The organism is Paractinoplanes polyasparticus (assembly GCF_019710575.1).
Classification (GTDB): Bacteria; Actinomycetota; Actinomycetes; order Mycobacteriales; family Micromonosporaceae; genus Actinoplanes; species Actinoplanes polyasparticus.
On sequence record NZ_JAHWFK010000064.1, the window covers coordinates 1 to 16,136 of the forward strand.

Here is a 16,136-nt window from a genome sequence, read left to right on the forward strand (position 1 = left end):
CGCAGGATGGGCGCGCCGGGCGAGTAGTGCATGGTCGACGCCGAGTAGTAGTAGGCGTCCCCGACCCGGATGATGTCGCCGTCGGCGAAGTCCTGCCACACCACCGGATTGGTGAAGGTCCCGGTCGGCGGCGGCGTCGTGGGGGTGGTGCCACCGACGCGGACCAGTTGCCACTGCTGGTTGGTCCCGTTCCAGTCGGCGTACTGCACGATGTTGCCGCCGTCGGCCGTGGAGGCGCCCTGCACCTCGACGGCCTTGCCGCTGTTCCGGTTGATCAACTGGATGTAACCGTCGATGTCCTGCACGCTGAACTGCTGATTGGCGGCGTTGTTGTCCGACCACTGCACGATCGCGCCGCCGTCCGCCGTCGAGGCGCCCGAGACGTCCAGCACCTTGCCCGACAACCGCGACTTCAGCCGGTAGAAGCCACCCCCGGAGTCGACGAACTGCCACTGCTGCTGGCTCCCGTCGTTACGGGCCCACTGGGTGATCCGGGCCCCGTCGGTGGTGGCCAGGTTGTACACGTCGATGGCCTTGCCGCTGTTGCGATTCACCAGCACGTACGACGCGCTGGTGTCGATGGTCGCAGCCGAAGCGGCCGGGGCGGCGACAACCGTGACCGCTGTGCCGGCCAGCAGTGCCAGCACGGCGGTAATCGCGAGATACCCGCGCCGCCAACGCCTTTTGAGAGGTGTGCCGCATGCGTACATTCGCCGCTCCTGGCCGTTGCATTCCGGTAAAGGTTAACGTTCACATCTCGCCGATGACTAATTCCCGCGGACTGAGCGATCAGGAGGTGCGGACATCAGACATCCAAGGATGGCAATGTTGCCAGAGTGTTTCAGTAGGCTCAAGGGCACCGGCCACCGAAGTTCCCTGGACCGTCGTTCTACCTGGTGGAAGCACTGTATTCGGATTCCGTGGCCCCACCGCCACCGGGTGCCACCACCGAGGACCGAGCCGCCACCGATCCAGGTCGTAACACTTTTTCGGTGCCATTCTCGGGAGTCTTGTCTGTCGATTTACACGGATGGCGACCAACGAAAAGGTCGACGGCCATTCGGCGCACACCATGACCGCGGCCAACTGCGGCCCATTCGAATAGCCGCCGGACGTGCCGAGAATTGTTTAGGCAATGCCGGCAGACCGGCCCGGCGGGGAGCCGTCCGGTGACCTCAAACTGGGCCGAGGAAACTCGACAGGAGTTGCCTGAACTCGTGCGGATGCTCGATCGCCGGCACGTGCCCGCATCGGCCGAGCACGTGCAGACGGACATCGGCGAGGTGTTCGAGCAGGGGCAGGGCAGCCGTCCCCAGCGGGGTCAGCCTGTCCTCAGCGCCGTGAACGAGCAGCACGGGCGCGCGAACCGCGGCCAGCGTCGGCGCCGAGAGGGTGAGCTCGTCGGCCCACCGTGCCCTGGGCGGGGGGAACAACGACGCGAATGCGCCCGCCCCTGCTCGCATCGCGGCCGCACGGGCATCGACGGCCGAATCGGTCACGAGCGCCTGGTCGAGGACGAGGCGACTCAGCATGTCTCGCGCCCCGAGCGGGCCGGCGGGAGCGGCCCAGACCGCGTCGAGATCGGCGGACAGCGGCGCGCCGGGGGCGCCCATCGTCGAGACCGCCACGACCCGGGTGATCTGCTGGGGGCGCACGGCCGCCAACGCCAGCGCCACGGCGCCGCCCATGGAATGACCCACCACGGCGTAGCGCTCGACACCGAGAGCATCCATCAGGCCCGCGGCCTGACCCGTCCACAGCTGGAGCCCACCCCGGGAGCCCGCCGGAACGGGTGTACTGCCGAATCCCGCCTGGTCAGGAGCTACCCAGCGCCAGGTCGGGCCCAGCGCCTGCACCGTCGCTGCCCAGGCGCCGGACCCGGTCGTGCCGGGTCCGGAGCCGTGCAGCATCAGCACCGCGGGTCCGGTGCCGCTTTCCATGATGTGGACGGGCGAACCGTCGACCGTGACGGTCCGAAGTGCCGTCACTGGCTGACGGACTTGGAAAAGACCTCCATCATGGCCCGGCCGAATTGCGGCATGTCGGGCCAGCCCCGGCACGAGACGAGGTTGCCGTCCACGACGTCGGGCGCGTCGATGACCGTCGCGCCCGCGTTCTCCATGTCACCGGTGATCGGCGGGAAGCATGCTGTCTTGCGACCCTTCAGCAGGCCGTACACCGCCGGCACCTGCGCGCCGTGGCACACCAGCGCGATCGGGAGGTTGCGCGCGAAGAAGTGCTCGGTGATGCGCCTGACGTCGGCGTCGACCCGGATCCACTCGGGGGCGCGTCCCCCGGGGATGATGAGGGCGTCATAGCGCTCGACGTCGACCTCGGCCCAGGGCACGTCGACCGGCAGCTTCCGGCCGTTCTTCTCCACGTAGGCGTCGGAGTTGGGGTCGAACTCGTGGATGACCAGTTGCACGTCACGCATCGTCCGTGACGAGACGTCAACGTCCCAGCCGCCCTCCTGCACGCGATAGTAGGGATACATGGTGTCGAGCTCCTCGGCGGCGTCGCCGGTCAGGAGCAGCGCTCTGGGCACCTGCTTCTCCTTACACGTGGGGGCGAGTGATCTGGATCAAATCGGATCCGATCCGATCCGATGAGTCAGCATTGCTCGGCCCAGGCCGCCCGTCAAGCGTCCGCCGCCATTGCTTCCTCGTCCTTGGCCTCGTCGAACAATCGCCGGAAACGGTCGCCGGACCGCAGGATGTGCCGGCGCATCGCGTAGGCGGCGGCATCGGGATCCCGCGCGGCGATCGCGGCCACAACTTCCTCGTGCTCGGCCATGGCCAGGTGCGTGACCTGGGTGTCGCGGTGAAGCCGGAAGAGGTGCACGTGACTGTGCAGGCGGGCGAGCGTTTCCCGGATGACCTGGTTCTCCGCGCTCAGGGCGACGAGATCGTGGAAAGCGGCGTCGCGCAGCCCGAAGGCGCCATAGGCCGTGGGCCCGCTGCCCCCCTCCAACTCCGCCATCTCCTCGAGCATTCGCCGCAGACCGGCCACCTGCTCCAGCGATGCGCGTTCGGCGGATCTGCGCGCCGCGGCCGGCTCGAGGAGCAGCCGGACCTCGAGCATGTCCTCGAAGCGGTGACGGGTGATCTGCGGAGGAATGCGGTAGCCGGCGTGGGGCACACGCACGACCAGGCCCTCGGCCTCCATGCGGTTCAGAGCGTCCCGGATCGGCGTCTGCGAGACCCCCAGCTCCCGCGCCAGGACGTCGATCGTGACGCGGGAGTCGGGCTCGATCCGTAGCGACATCAGCTGCCCGAGCAGGGTGTCGTACACCTCGTCGGCCAGCCGGCCGCCGGATCTTCCCGGCGGCGCCGCACCCGTCACGGACCTGCGGCCCCGCGCGATCATCGCTCCGTCGTCCATCGTGACCTGAAGTCCTTTCCTGCGTCTTCGCGAGCCCGTTGACATCGATCACAACGCTGCGGCATGCTGACGCCCACGCCGGATCGTATAGGAAATTCGCCGGATGATCGCCATCCGGCACATCGCGGAACCGCCTTCCGTCGCTCAACGTCGATCACTGACGTTCCCATGAGCATGCTCGACGTCCTGCCCGGTTCGGCAACCGGCCGCATCAAGACCCGGCACAACGCGGCGTACTCGTCACACCGGCTCCTGCGACAGCCGGGCACCACGCCCGGACAACCCAGCAACTGCTCGGCGAAACACACGTAGCGAGGCCCTGGAAGTCCCCACCCGGAAAGCAGGCAGAAAGATGCGGCATCCGAAGCGAACAGGACGAATATCCGTTGCCGGCCGAAAGGTGCAGCTGGCCACGGCGGCCATGTTGCTGCTGGCCACGACCGTGGCGGCGTGCGGCGGCGACGGCCAGGACGACGACGCGAAGGCGAGCGCTCCCAAGGCGCCGGCGACCATCCCGGAGCTCACCAAGGACCCGCTGACGCTCAGCTTCATCTGGTTCGAGTGGCCCCCCGCCAAAGCCCTGGAGGCCTTCGCGAACGAGGAGTACAAGAAACAGCGGCCGAACGCGACCATCAAGGTCAACACCGTGCCGAACGCGAACTGGCACGACGCGATGTTCACCCAGTTCGCCGCGCGCAAGACCGACTTCGACGTCGCGATCCTGGACTCCCAACACATCGGCGAGGCCGTGACGAACGGCAACATCCTCGACCTCACCGACTTCGTGAAACAGAACATCGACGTCAAGGCCTACAACCCGTATCTCCTGGCGGCCTACGGCCAATACCCCCAGGCGGAGACCGGCAAGCGCGACGAGAACGCCAGCCTGTACGGACTGCCGCTGCTCGGCGACACCTGGACGATGATCTACCGCAAGGACCTGATCGGCGACAAGCCGCCGCAGACCTGGGACGAGATGATCTCAGCCGCCGCGAAGTGCCAGGCGGACAACCCGGGCGTCAGCGGGCTGGCTTTCCACCAGGCCAACGGCTCCGACGCCGCGGCCGTCACCTACAACACGGTCAACGGCGTCTACGGCGGCAACCTGTGGGACGCCAAGACGCGCAAGATCGATGGCGTCGTCAACGACGCCGCGGGCCAGGAGGCGATGGACGTCCTGGTCAACAAGATGAAGCCGCTGACCGCCAAGGGCTCCGGCAACTGGTTCATCGACGAGGTGAACGCGGCGGTCGCCCAGGGCAAGGCCTGCATCGCGTTCAACTGGATCGCCGCCAGCGGCGGCCTGCTCGACCCGAAGGAGTCGACGCTCGGCAAGACGCGGGAGCAGATTCTCGACAAGCTGGGCTTCGCCACCCTGCCGGCCCAGAAGACGAACCTGGTGCCTCTCGGCGGCATGGGCATGCACGTGTCGGCCTACTCTTCCGCGGCGAACCAGGCCGAGGCACTGAATTTCATGAAGTGGTTCGAGCAGCCTGACATCCAGAAGAAGTGGGCCGCCGCCGGCGGCGTGCCGTCGCGCACGGACGCCCTGGAGTCGTCCGAGTTCCTCAACGCCGGGCCGTTCAACAAGGTGTACGCCGACTCGGTCCCGCGGATGCGGGACATGTGGAACGTGCCCGAGTACGCGCGCCTCGTCGACATCGAGAACACCAACGTGAACGCAGCTCTCAACGGCGCGAAGAAGCCGAAGGAGGCACTCGACGACATCGCCAAGGAACAGCAGAGCGTGCTCGACTCCAGCGGCCGCAAGGGCGGCGGCGGACTGTGAGCGATCCCGTCTCGCTGACGACCGACCGCCCGGGGCAGGTGGCGACGCCGACGCCGCCTGCCCCGGGTCGGTCCCGCTGGTTGAGCGACCGCCGGCTCGCCGTGGCCTTCATCGCTCCCGCGTTGCTGTTGTTGCTCGCCATGTCGGTGTTCCCGTTGCTCTGGGCGCTGTACCTGTCTTTCACCGACTACTCGGCCACCCGCGGGGGGCCCGCTCATTTCGTGTGGTTCGAGAACTACACGGCCATCCTGACGTCGGCGCAGGTGCACACGAGGGCCTTGACGACGTTGATCTACGTGGTCGGCGCGGTCACTCTGCAGACCGTGCTCGGCTTCACCATCGCGTACCTGATCTCCCGGCGCACGCATGGGCGAGGACTGCTGACCACTCTGTTCCTGGTGCCGATGATGCTGTCGCCGGTCGTGGTCGGGCTGTTCTGGCGCTTCATGCTGGACGCGCAGTTCGGCGTGATCAACAGCATGCTGGGCTCGATCGGGCTGGGGCAGGTGGAATGGCTCACCCAGCAGCGAACGGCACTGATCTCCCTGATCGTGGTCGACACCTGGCAATGGACGCCGTTCATCATGCTCATCGCGCTGGCCGGCCTGACCGCGGTTCCCAAATACCTGTACGAGGCCGCCTCGATCGACCGGGCGTCCGAGTGGTTCCGGTTCCGCACCATCACTCTTCCGCTGGTGTGGCCGCTGCTTCTCATCGCCGTGCTGTTCCGGGCCATCGAGGCCTTCCGGCTGTTCGACCTCGTCTACATCCTCACCAACGGAGGGCCGGGAGTCTCCACCGAGACGTTGTCGTTCCACGTCTACAAGGTCGCGTTCCTGGGCTTCAACACCGGAACCGCCTCGGCGTACGGGATTCTCATGGTCCTCGTGGTCATCGTCCTCACGCAGCTCTACCTGCGCTACCTGAACAAGCTCAAGGAGGACTGATGGCCGTCTCCATCGACGAGGCCGTGTCCCCCGGTCCGGTCCGGGATCACACCGCCCCCGCGCCCCGCCGCGGTGGCCGGGGCCGCTCCGTGCTGGAGCTCGCGTTGCTGGTCGTGCTGGCCGCCGTGATGCTCTTTCCGGCGCTGTGGATGCTGGAGACGTCCATCAAGGAGAACCGCGACGTCTATGCCATCCCGGCCAAGTTCTTCGACTTCACGGTCACCCTGGACCACTTCAGGGACGTGTTCGTCGCCCCCGGCGGCGGCCGCTCGGCCGTGTCCGTCTCGTTCCTCAACTCCGTCGTGGTCGCCGGCGTCTCCACGCTGCTGGCCACCGTGCTGGGGGTCCCGGCGGCCTGGGCCTACTCACGCTTCTCCGTGAAGGCCAAGAAGGACCAGCTGTTCTTCATCCTGTCCACCCGCTTCATGCCGCCGGTGGTGGTCGTGATCCCGATCTTCCTCATGTACCGCCAGGTCGGGCTCATCGACAGCAAGCTCGGCCTGATCCTCATCTACGCCGCGTTCAACGTCCCGTTCACGATCTGGATGATGAAGGGGTTCGTCGACGAGGTGCCCCCCGAGTACGAGGACGCTGCCATGCTCGACGGCTACACCCGCTTGCAGGCCTTCTGGAAGTTCACCCTCCCCCTGCTGGTGCCCGGCATCGCCGCGACGGCGGTCTTCGCCCTCATCTTCTCGTGGAACGAGTTCGTGTTCGCCATCTTCCTCACCTCCAGCGACGACGTGCGGACGGCCCCACCCGCCATTGCCGGCCTCATCGGCGGCACCACAGTGGACTGGGGTCTCGTGGCGGCCGCCTCCGTGGTGTTCGCCCTACCGGTACTCATTTTCGCGTACCTGGTACGCAAGCACCTCGTCGCCGGTGTGACGCTCGGGGCGGTGCGACGCTGATGGCCGGCATCGAGGTGACCGCCCTGCACAAGCACTACCCGGACGGCACGGTCGCGGTCGATCAGGTGGATCTGTCCATTCACGATGGTGAGCTGTTCGTGATGCTCGGCCCTTCGGGTTGCGGCAAGACGACCACGCTGCGGGCCATAGCCGGCCTGGAGCGGCAGACGACGGGCGACATCCGCATCGGCGACACGCTGGTCAACGACCTGCCGCCGGCCGAGCGCGACATCGCCATGGTGTTCCAGTTCTACGCCCTCTACCCGCATCTGAGGACCCGCGACAACCTCGCCTTCCCGCTGCGGGCCGAGGGACTGCCCAAGGCGGAGGTACGTGAACGGGTCGAAGAGGCCGCCCGGCTGATGCGGCTCGAACCGCTGCTGAACCGGCGACCGAGCCGGCTGTCCGGCGGGGAACAGCAACGCGTCGCGCTCGCCCGCGCCCTGGTGCGACGACCGCGCGCCTTCCTCATGGACGAACCTCTCACCAACCTGGACGCCGAGCTGAGGGCGGACATGCGTACGGAGATCAAGCACCTGCAGGGGGAACTGGGGACGACGATGGTCTACGTCACCCATGACCAGGTCGAGGCGATGTCGCTGGGCCACCGGATCGCCATCCTCAACAAGGGCCGCGTCGAGCAGATCGGCACGCCGCTGGAGGTCTACGACCGTCCGGCGAGTCTCTTCTGCGCCGCGTTCATCGGCTCCCCGCCGATGAACCTGATCGACGTGGAGGTGGCCGACGGGAAGCTGCGCAGTGAGGGCGGACTGGTCCTCACGCCACCGCCGGGCCTGCCGCGCGACCGTCGCCTGGTCGCCGGCGTCCGGCCGGAGGCGCTGGAAGTCACCGAAGCCGGTGCGGAACGTTCGGTCCCGGCCCGCGTGGTCTCGGCGGAGTGGCTGGGCGACGAAATCATCTACGTGGTCGACCACGGCGGCCGGCGCGAATCGCGGGTCCGGATGGCGCCGACCGTCCGTTTCGCCACTGACGCACCGGTCGGGCTGCGGCACACCGGCGGGACCCCGGCGGTCTACGACGTGAGCACGGAAGAGCTGGTGGCCTGATGGGAACCGTGGCAGCGCACGGGCTGCGCAAGTCCTTCGACAAGGTTCAGGCCCTGGACGGGGTGACGCTGGACGTGCCGGACGGCTCGTTCTTCGTCGTGCTCGGACCCTCCGGGGCAGGCAAGACGACGACCCTGCGAGCGATCGCCGGCCTGGAGAAGCTCGACGCCGGGTCGGTCCATCTGGACGGGAGGGACGCGACCGGTGACACCCCGGCCGCACGCGACCTGGCCATGGTCTTCCAGAACTACGCCCTCTACCCGCGGCGCACGGCGTACGAGAACATCGCCTCGCCGCTGCGGGCACGCCGGTGTTCCTCGAGCGAGATCGCCGCTGCCGTCGACCGGATGTCGAGCCTGCTGCACATCGAACGTCTGCTGCAGCGTCGCCCCGCGCAGCTGTCGGGCGGTGAGATGCAGCGCGTCGCCCTGGCCCGGGCCCTGGTTCGGAGCCCGCGCGCATTCCTCATGGACGAGCCGCTGACCAACCTCGACCTCAAGCTGCGCGTCGAGATGCGCACCGAGCTCACCCGCATCCACCGCAGCCTCGGCGCCACCTTCCTCTATGTGACCAACGACCAGGTCGAGGCCCTGTCCATGGCCGATCAGGTCGCGGTCCTCAAGGAGGGGAAGGTGCAACAGGTCGGAACACCGACCGAGGTGTACGAGCGGCCGGCCAACCGGTGGGTCGCCGGATTCGTCGGGAGCCCGCCGATCAGCCTGCTCGCCTGCCGTGCCGAGGGCGATCGTCTGGTCGGTGCGGAAGGCTGGACGCTGCCCCGGCCCCGCTGGACCACGGCTGAGGACGGTCGCGCGCTGCTGCTGGGCCTGCGCGCGGAAGACCTGTCCGTCGAGCAGCGTGGGGACGCGGCGTTGCCCGGCGAGCTCTACGGACTTGAGCCGCTCGGTGACCGGACGGTCGTCGACGTCCGCGTCGGAACGGAGATCCTCAAGGTCAAGGCGCGACCCACCGTCACCGGCACGCAGGGCGAGCGGCTCCAGGTCACGGTCGACCTGGACCGTGCGCACCTGTTCGACGCGGGCACCGGGCTGTCGCTGTCCCGGGCCGGGCGGTGACCGCGATGAGTGACCCGATGAACGCCCTGGCCCCCGAGCACCGGCGGCTGCGGGTCGGCGACGCCTGGCGCGACGCCGCCGGCGGAGCCACCTTTGCCGTCGAGGACCCGGCCACCGGCAAGACCATCGCCGAGGTGGCGGACGCCGGCGTCGGTGACGGGCTGGCCGCCCTGGACGCGGCGGCCAAGGCCATGGCGGAGTGGGCAGCGACCCCGCCGCGGAAACGGTCGGAGTTGCTGACCGCGACGTACCGGGCTCTCACCGAGCGATCCGAGGAGGTCGCCCGGCTGATAACGCTCGAGATGGGCAAGCCGCTCGCCGAGGCTCGGGCCGAGGTGGCGTACGGCGCCGAGTTCTTCCGTTGGTTCGCCGAGGAGGCGGTGCGCGTCGAGGGGCGCTACAACACTGCTCCCGCCGGCGGATATCGCATCCTCACCGTGCCGAAGCCGGTCGGACCGTGCGTCTTCGTGACGCCCTGGAACTTTCCGTTGGCCATGGGCGCCCGCAAGATCGCTCCTGCACTGGCCGCGGGCTGCACGACGATCACCAAGCCGGCCGGCCAGACGCCACTGACCATGCTGCTGCTGGCCCGCATCATGGAGGAGGCCGGCGTTCCCGCGGGCGTCGTCAACGTGGTGACCACCAGACGTTCCGGCGAGGTGGTCTCGGCGCTGCTGGCCGACCGCCGGACCCGCAAGCTGTCATTCACCGGGTCGACCGAGGTCGGGCGTGTGCTGCTCCGGCAGGCTGCGGACAACGTGCTCCGCACGTCCATGGAACTGGGCGGCAACGCGGCCCTGATCGTGTGTGCCGACGCCGACCTGGACGTCGCGCTCGACGGTGCGATGGTGGCCAAGATGCGCAACATCGGGGAATCGTGCATCGCGGCCAACCGGATCTACGTCGAGGAGCCGGTTTTTGAGGAGTTCACGGCGCGCTTCGCCGAGCGGATGGGCGCGCTCTCGGTGGGCCATGGTCTCGACGACGGCGTGGACGTCGGGGCGTTGATCGACGAGGCCTCGGTCACCAGGATCGACGAGCTCGTCGCCGACGCGGTCGATCGCGGCGCCCGGGTCCTGGTGGGCGGCGAACGTCCGGACGGGCCGGGCCACTTCTACCCGCCCACGGTCCTCGTCGACATGCCCGGCGATGCGCTGATGCTCGAGGCGGAGATCTTCGGCCCGGTGGCGCCGATCATCTCGTTCACGTCCGACGACGAGGTAATGGCGAAGGCCAACGACACCGAGTACGGACTGGTCGGCTACGTCTTCACCCGGGACCTCCAGCGGGCGCTCCGGTTCACCGAGGGGCTGGATACCGGGATGCTCGGCGTCAACCGCGGCCTGATCTCGGACCCGTCAGCTCCGTTCGGAGGCGTGAAGCAGTCCGGGATCGGCAAGGAGGGGTCGCACGAAGGCATCCAGGAGTACCTCGACCTCACGTACGCCGCGATCGACCTACCGTGACCGCCGACGTTCCAGGGAGGCACTGACATGCTTGAGACCGTCCGCGGACCACGCCAGCTGATCATGGGTGAAGGGGTCGCGCAGAACATCCCCCGGGTAGTGGCCGAGCTCGGCTCGCGAGTCCTCGTCGTGACCGACCACGTCCTTCTGGGGCAGCCGGCCGTGGCCGGGATCGTGGCCGCCGTACGGGAAAAGGTCGATGCCCTCGAGGTCTTCTCCGACGGGACTCCGGACGTGCCACTCGCCGACGTCGCCCTGGCCGTCGCGGCCGCTGCCGAGGTGGACGCCGACGTGATCCTCGCCATCGGGGGCGGCACGGTGATCGACCTCGCCAAGATCGTCGGCGTCATCCGGCGCCACGGCGGGACGCCGCGCGACTACTACGGCGAGTCGAAGGTGCCGGGGCCGACGATTCCGCTCATCGCGGTCCCGACGACGTCAGGCACCGGCTCCGAGCTCACACCGGTCTCGGTGCTGACCGACCCGGACCGCGAACTGAAGGTGGGAGTCTCCAGCGTCCACATCGTGCCCGACTTCGCCATCGTCGACCCCGAACTCACCTACAGCTGCCCCGCCACCGTCACGGCCCACTCCGGCATCGACGCGTTCTGTCACGCGGTGGAGAGCTACACCGCGCGACCCCGGCCCCACGGACCACGCGACCCGGTGGAGCAGGTCTTCCTCGGCCGCAACTCGATCACCGACCACCACGCGCTCCTGGCCGCGGAGCGGATCGCCCGTAGCCTGCGCCGCGCAGTCAGCGACGGAAGCGACACGGACGCCCGCGCGGACATGTCCTATGGGTCCATGCTCGCCGGGCTCGCCTTCTCCCACGCGGGCAACGCGGCCCCGCACGCCCTCCAGTACCCCATCGGCGCGGCCACGCACACGCCACACGGTCTGGGCGTCGGGCTGCTACTGCCCTACGCGCTGGACGCGGCCAGGGATGCCATCAGCAACCGCTTGGCCGTCCTCGCCCGGGTGTGCGGGCTCGACGTGACCGACGCCTCCGACGCCGAGGCCGCAGACAGCTTCCTCACCTGGCTCGACCAACTCCTGGCCGACATCGGCATCCCACCCACCTTGGCGGACATCGGCGTGGCCCGCGCCGACCTTCCGCGCTTCGCGGAGATGGCCGGTGGCGTCACCCGCCTCATCCAGAACCATCCGGGCCCCACCGACACCGCCAGCCTGACCGCGATCCTCGAAGCGGCCTGGACCGGGGACCGATTCCGACACGTCCTGACCCCGAGCAGAAACAGCGACCGCCCCTTCACCCAGTGAACGAACGGCCGCGGTGGACCACGTGAGGCACGATGGTCGGGTGTCGGCCTCCCCCACCCCGCACGACCAGTCCTTCGCACCCGACCTGAACGCTTGCCGGGAAACAGCCCGTGCGGTGCGCGCGACACCGTGCTGGCCGCAGGTCAGGGATGCGGTGCGCCCGCCCGGCGTCGGCATCCACCGGTCCCGTCCACCGCTCGGCCTGTTGCTGTACGGGGCCGCGCGCGACGGTCGCCTGGTCTGGCGGTCGGCCGACGAGTTCGCCCTGCTCGAACCGCCGATCGCCCGGGGCGCGGAGTGGGCGAGCAGCGATGCTGGGCGCACCTGGACCGGACGCCTGGACCGCTGGTGGGATCACCTGGTGTTCGGCGTCCCACCGTTCCTGCTGCTGGCCCTCAGCGTGCCGACGTCGTTCGTTCCGCAGGTGGGCACGCTCCTCGCGCTCCTGCTCGTCTGCATCGCGCTGCTGTACATCGTGGCGCAGATGACCCTCGGGCTCATCCTTCGTTCCGTCAAGCGGATGCGGGGCACGTCGGACGACAGCGCCCGCGGCCTGCACTGGACTGTCGTCCTGGTCCACCTGACCGACCCGGCGAAGGCCGATCGACTGCTGCGGGCCGCCCTCGACCGGTCGCAGGAGCTGACGAGGGACAACATCCGGCCGGACGTGGCGGAGGGCACCCACGCCCTGATGTGCCTGGAGCGCGGGATCACGACCGTGGAGGCCCGGCGGGCTGTCTCGGCCGCACCATCGGCGACCGGTTCGGGCCCCGACCGGCCCGGCGTGCACGTCGTGCTCGACGGTGGCGGGTTCGTGCCACCTGATCCGGGGGCACACCGGCCCATCAGCTTCATTCCGGTGCTGCTGATCGGCACGTCGCTCGCCGTCGCGGTGGTCGGCCTGCTCACCGCGGACGCCGAGGCCGCCGCGTGCGCCGCGGCCGGGAACTGCGCCGGCCGACCGGCAACCTGGATCGACGCCACGACCTGGCTGATCAATCGCATGGTCCTCGATGATGCCGGCTTGACCCCGGCGACCACGCAGGCGCGGATCTTCGGCTGGCTGATGCTGCCGCTCGGCCTGGTGGTCGTGCTCTGCCTCGTCGTCGCGGGCTGGCGGCAGGCGAGCACGTTCAAGAAACGACAGGAGAGGACGTACGCCCACTTGAACACGACGATCAACCGGCGCCTCCGCGTCCTCGTCCTGACGGTGCTGGACACCGAGCGAGACGCGGTCATCAGCGCGGTCACCGCCACCAACGGCCGGCTGGCCGAGCCCGACACGCTGGGCGGTTACCCGGTCTTCCGCCTCGGCCGGCTCGGTGATCAAGGCACTGAGGTGCTCCTCGCGCAGTCCACACAAGGCATCGTGACCCGAGCCGCGATGATGCTCACCGCGGAACGGCTCATTCCCGTCGTGCAGCCCGACTACGTGATCCTGGCCGGCATCTGCTTCGGGCTCTGGTCGCGCGAGCACGACAACGGCACCCAGGAACTCGGCGATGTGGTCGTCTCCGAATACGTGCAGAACGTCGATCACCGGAAGGTGACCGACGAGGACGGCAGCGAACGGACTGTCTGGCGCGGCGAGCGGGTCCAGGCGAGCGCCCCGCTGCTGCTTGCGCTCATGGCGGCGACACACGGCTGGACCGGCCGACCGGTCCACATCGGCACGGTGCTGTCCGGCAGCACCCTCGTCCGCAGCGCAGCGTTGCGCGCGGAACTGCGCCGGGAATTCCCAGAGGCGTCGGCCGGCGAGATGGAACTGACCGGGGTCTACGTGGCCACTGCCGGGCGCCGCAGCGGCTGGATCATGGTCAAGGGCATCTCGGACTGGGGCACCGGCGAGCTGACTGATGAAACCAGGCGACGGGCGTCAGAGGCGGCCGCCGCCTTCATCGTCCACACCCTCACCTTCGGTACGCTGCCGGTCCCCCCACGCGGTTGACCGCGACGTCCTTGTGCGCCGGGATCCCCGGAACGGCGTCGTCGTCTCCCGTCCACACAGCGCCGCAGGCGGGCACGCACCGTGTCGGTCGGCGCGGTCACGGCCGGGCGCCGCCGGTGTGACCGCCGTGCGGGTCGAGCGGCGGGCAGACTTCGAGCAGGGCTCGCACGTATGCCGCGGCGGCCGCGGACGCGTAGGGACGCCACACGTTGTTCGTCCAGCGATCGCCGTAGTCGCTGATGCCGCGGACGACGAACCAGTCCCGGCCGTCGGCGTGCCCGGCCCGGCCGATGCCCTTGCCTTCCATCTCGATCGCCACCAGGTTGTGTTGCCGGGCGAACTCGTCGCGGGCGGACGCGTTGCGCATCGAACGGTCCGAGCTGCCGATCTGGCCCTCGTGCACCTTGGGCCGGCCGGGGCGGTGCCCGCTGAGCTCGAGGTCGGGATGCGGTACTGGTTCGGCGAAGTCGTCGTCGCCGGAATACACCACATCGGTATCGGCCGCCGGTCGGGAGAACACCGAATGCTTCTCGATCAACCGGTCGAGATGAGCGTCCCACGGCGTGCAGCCCAGGATCTCGCCGGAAACGAGAAGTTTCACCCGCCCCGCCAGCAGATCCGATCGGCGCGGGAAGTCCTGCCGGCGCTCCGGACCGCCCGGCCGATCCACGATGTGGTCGAAGTCGACGATGTCCCAGCCGGCGACGACGATGTCGCCCAGCCGGACGTGGCGGGCGGGGTCGGCGGTCCGGGGCACGCCCGCCGCGATGCCCACCATGACGAGGTGGTCGACGGAGGGGAAGCTGCGGACCAGGTGGGCTCCGCCGTACGCCGCGGCATCGTTGCCGGTCTCGGCGAGCAGGGTGAGCACCACTTCGTGCGGCCGGTTGGGGTCTGCGCTCGGCAGGGTGCCCAACCTGTACATGGCGCGGTCGCCCTTGATCGGTTTGTCGGCCGGGTTGTCGAGCAGTGCGCTCATCGCGGCGAACTCCTGCGGCAGCGCGGTGACCAGCCCGATGGTCGGCTGTCCGTCGTATGTGGCGGCGTGGGCCCGGCTGCGTGCTGTGTGTCGTCGGTCGAGGTCGATCTGCCGTTGCATCGTCGTGACGGCGCGGAAGTCGGCGCTGAGCGGCCCGGTCCGCGGATCGGCCGGCCCTCCGGCGGCAACCAGGGACTGGGCCATGTTCTCGCCGGCGATGGCGGCCGCATCGGAAAGGGCTTCGATCCAGGACGGATCGGTGAGCTCGAGAGCGGTCTCGTCGAGAACTCGGCGTTCGTAGTGTCCTTTGGCCGCACTGAGCAGATACCTGGTCAGCGGAGCCAGTTCCGCGTCCCCGCGCGACCAGATCAACGCACTGAGCTCGGGCTCTCGGCCCGGACCGGCCAGCGTGACCAGCCGCCGCCGTCGTCCGTCGACGAACGGCGGCAGTTCCCAGAGCGTGCACGGTCCGATCTCGTTGCTCTCGGCGCGCCAGAAGTCATCGACCGTCGCCGGAAGTGCTCCGACAACGGCTCCGATCGCGAGGTCCGGTGACGTCTCAACCGTGCCGGCGAAGATCGTGACCACGCCGATCAGCGGGCCGTCCTCGCCGCGGGCAGCGACTTGCTGCCAGCGTGACGCCAACTGGGCCCAGGTGACCCCGGGTGCTTTGGCTGCCACGGACAACACCAGCGTGTCGTGCTCGCGGCGCACGATGGCTTGGACGTGGTCGGATCGGCGAGCAGCGATCGTCGTGCCGGTGGGGATCGCCGCCGGCAGAGCGATGGGCAGGTGGAGCTCGTCGATCGGCTGGTTGGTCCCGAAGACCGCCCCGCAGCCGTCCCACAGCCGGCGCAGCCTCGGGTAGGCGGCGTCGGTCGCCGACGCGAACACGTGCACCACAAGGTAGTGCGTGAGCAGTCCTTCGGTCGTGGCGTCGGGCCGCGGCGGCAGTTCCGGCGCCGGCGGCAGATCGAGGTCGGACAGCGTGCGGAACAGACGATCGCGCAGCAGGGTCACCCGAGGAGGAGGCCCGACCAGCGGGGTCGAGCCGAGCGGCGTGTACCGCCTCGGGCTGGCGAGTTCCAGGTCAGCAGTCGCCTCGGCGAAATCCTCGGGCGCCCGGGCGTCGGTCATCGCCTGCAGAACCTCGGCGATGTCGTCCCAGTCGGAGGCCGGCAGCCGCCATTCGGGCACGTCGCTGAGCCCGTCGAGCGCGTCCGCGACGTCCACCGCGTCCAGAGGAATCATCAGTGGACAGTTTATCGGGGTGTGGCACGGTGGAAGG

At 69.0% G+C, this 16,136-nt stretch carries 14 protein-coding genes; 9 read left to right on the forward strand and 5 right to left on the reverse strand.

The features are described from left to right. The 4 genes from KXC43_RS45950 to KXC43_RS45965 form a co-directional block, all read right to left on the reverse strand. Positions 1 to 710 (reverse strand): RICIN domain-containing protein (locus KXC43_RS45950; RefSeq protein WP_221382601.1); only part of this gene is annotated, 710 nt, incomplete at its 3' end. A gap of 465 nt (positions 711 to 1,175) precedes the next feature. Beyond that, positions 1,176 to 1,988, reverse strand: a complete 813-nt coding sequence (locus KXC43_RS45955) for an alpha/beta fold hydrolase (RefSeq protein WP_221382602.1) — start codon at positions 1,986 to 1,988, stop codon at positions 1,176 to 1,178. Continuing rightward, positions 1,985 to 2,545, reverse strand: a complete 561-nt coding sequence (locus tag KXC43_RS45960; protein WP_221382603.1) for a DJ-1/PfpI family protein — start codon at positions 2,543 to 2,545, stop codon at positions 1,985 to 1,987. Before KXC43_RS45960 ends, KXC43_RS45955 begins: the two co-directional genes overlap by 4 nt. A 92-nt stretch (positions 2,546 to 2,637) precedes the next feature. Beyond that, positions 2,638 to 3,381, reverse strand: a complete 744-nt coding sequence (locus KXC43_RS45965) for a GntR family transcriptional regulator (protein ID WP_255645978.1) — start codon at positions 3,379 to 3,381, stop codon at positions 2,638 to 2,640. 168 nt (positions 3,382 to 3,549) lie between these two features. On the opposite strand from KXC43_RS45965, the gene KXC43_RS45970 reads away from it, so the two are divergent. The 9 genes from KXC43_RS45970 (at position 3,550) to KXC43_RS53100 (ending at position 13,869) form a co-directional block, all read left to right on the forward strand. Continuing rightward, positions 3,550 to 3,693 carry a hypothetical protein gene (locus KXC43_RS45970; RefSeq protein WP_221382605.1) on the forward strand — a complete coding sequence of 48 codons (144 nt, stop codon included), beginning with the start codon at positions 3,550 to 3,552 and terminating at the stop codon, positions 3,691 to 3,693. A gap of 88 nt (positions 3,694 to 3,781) precedes the next feature. Beyond that, the gene (locus tag KXC43_RS45975; RefSeq protein ID WP_308129567.1) at positions 3,782 to 5,170 is read left to right on the forward strand and encodes an extracellular solute-binding protein; all 1,389 of its coding nucleotides are present in this window, start codon (positions 3,782 to 3,784) and stop codon (positions 5,168 to 5,170) included. Further along, positions 5,167 to 6,117 (forward strand): carbohydrate ABC transporter permease, encoded by a 951-nt coding sequence (locus tag KXC43_RS45980; protein ID WP_221382607.1) that lies wholly within the window; start codon positions 5,167 to 5,169, stop codon positions 6,115 to 6,117. The genes KXC43_RS45975 and KXC43_RS45980 overlap by 4 nt, the downstream gene beginning before the upstream one ends. After that, a complete protein-coding gene (locus KXC43_RS45985; protein ID WP_221382608.1) occupies positions 6,117 to 7,028 on the forward strand; it encodes a carbohydrate ABC transporter permease in 912 nt (303 codons plus the stop codon). The genes KXC43_RS45980 and KXC43_RS45985 overlap by 1 nt, the downstream gene beginning before the upstream one ends. Further along, the gene (locus KXC43_RS45990; RefSeq protein WP_221382609.1) at positions 7,028 to 8,095 is read left to right on the forward strand and encodes an ABC transporter ATP-binding protein; all 1,068 of its coding nucleotides are present in this window, start codon (positions 7,028 to 7,030) and stop codon (positions 8,093 to 8,095) included. The genes KXC43_RS45985 and KXC43_RS45990 overlap by 1 nt, the downstream gene beginning before the upstream one ends. Next, the gene (locus tag KXC43_RS45995) at positions 8,095 to 9,171 is read left to right on the forward strand and encodes an ABC transporter ATP-binding protein (protein WP_221382610.1); all 1,077 of its coding nucleotides are present in this window, start codon (positions 8,095 to 8,097) and stop codon (positions 9,169 to 9,171) included. Before KXC43_RS45990 ends, KXC43_RS45995 begins: the two co-directional genes overlap by 1 nt. A 5-nt stretch (positions 9,172 to 9,176) precedes the next feature. Continuing rightward, positions 9,177 to 10,637 carry an NAD-dependent succinate-semialdehyde dehydrogenase gene (locus KXC43_RS46000; RefSeq protein WP_221382611.1) on the forward strand — a complete coding sequence of 487 codons (1,461 nt, stop codon included), beginning with the start codon at positions 9,177 to 9,179 and terminating at the stop codon, positions 10,635 to 10,637. 27 nt (positions 10,638 to 10,664) lie between these two features. Further along, positions 10,665 to 11,921: an iron-containing alcohol dehydrogenase gene (locus tag KXC43_RS46005; protein WP_221382612.1), complete on the forward strand. Its 1,257-nt coding sequence runs from the start codon at positions 10,665 to 10,667 to the stop codon at positions 11,919 to 11,921. Between the two features lie 40 nt (positions 11,922 to 11,961). After that, the gene (locus KXC43_RS53100) at positions 11,962 to 13,869 is read left to right on the forward strand and encodes a 5'-methylthioadenosine/S-adenosylhomocysteine nucleosidase family protein (protein WP_221382613.1); all 1,908 of its coding nucleotides are present in this window, start codon (positions 11,962 to 11,964) and stop codon (positions 13,867 to 13,869) included. 97 nt (positions 13,870 to 13,966) lie between these two features. Here KXC43_RS53100 and KXC43_RS46015 read toward each other — a convergent pair whose 3' ends face one another. Then, on the reverse strand, positions 13,967 to 16,099 hold the full coding sequence (locus tag KXC43_RS46015; RefSeq protein ID WP_221382614.1) for a CATRA conflict system CASPASE/TPR repeat-associated protein: 2,133 nt from the start codon (positions 16,097 to 16,099) through the stop codon (positions 13,967 to 13,969). Positions 16,100 to 16,136 lie beyond the last annotated feature (37 nt).

Excerpts from the sequence above, each read along its gene's own strand:
- KXC43_RS45965 (WP_255645978.1), bottom strand. The coding sequence starts at position 3,381 with ATGGACGACGGAGCGATGATCGCGCGGGGCCGCAGGTCCGTGACGGGT.
- KXC43_RS45970 (WP_221382605.1), top strand. The coding sequence starts at position 3,550 with ATGAGCATGCTCGACGTCCTGCCCGGTTCGGCAACCGGCCGCATCAAG.
- KXC43_RS45985 (WP_221382608.1), top strand. The coding sequence starts at position 6,117 with ATGGCCGTCTCCATCGACGAGGCCGTGTCCCCCGGTCCGGTCCGGGAT.
- KXC43_RS45990 (WP_221382609.1), top strand. The coding sequence starts at position 7,028 with ATGGCCGGCATCGAGGTGACCGCCCTGCACAAGCACTACCCGGACGGC.
- KXC43_RS45995 (WP_221382610.1), top strand. The coding sequence starts at position 8,095 with ATGGGAACCGTGGCAGCGCACGGGCTGCGCAAGTCCTTCGACAAGGTT.
- KXC43_RS46000 (WP_221382611.1), top strand. The coding sequence starts at position 9,177 with ATGAGTGACCCGATGAACGCCCTGGCCCCCGAGCACCGGCGGCTGCGG.
- KXC43_RS46005 (WP_221382612.1), top strand. The coding sequence starts at position 10,665 with ATGCTTGAGACCGTCCGCGGACCACGCCAGCTGATCATGGGTGAAGGG.
- KXC43_RS46015 (WP_221382614.1), bottom strand. The coding sequence starts at position 16,099 with ATGATTCCTCTGGACGCGGTGGACGTCGCGGACGCGCTCGACGGGCTC.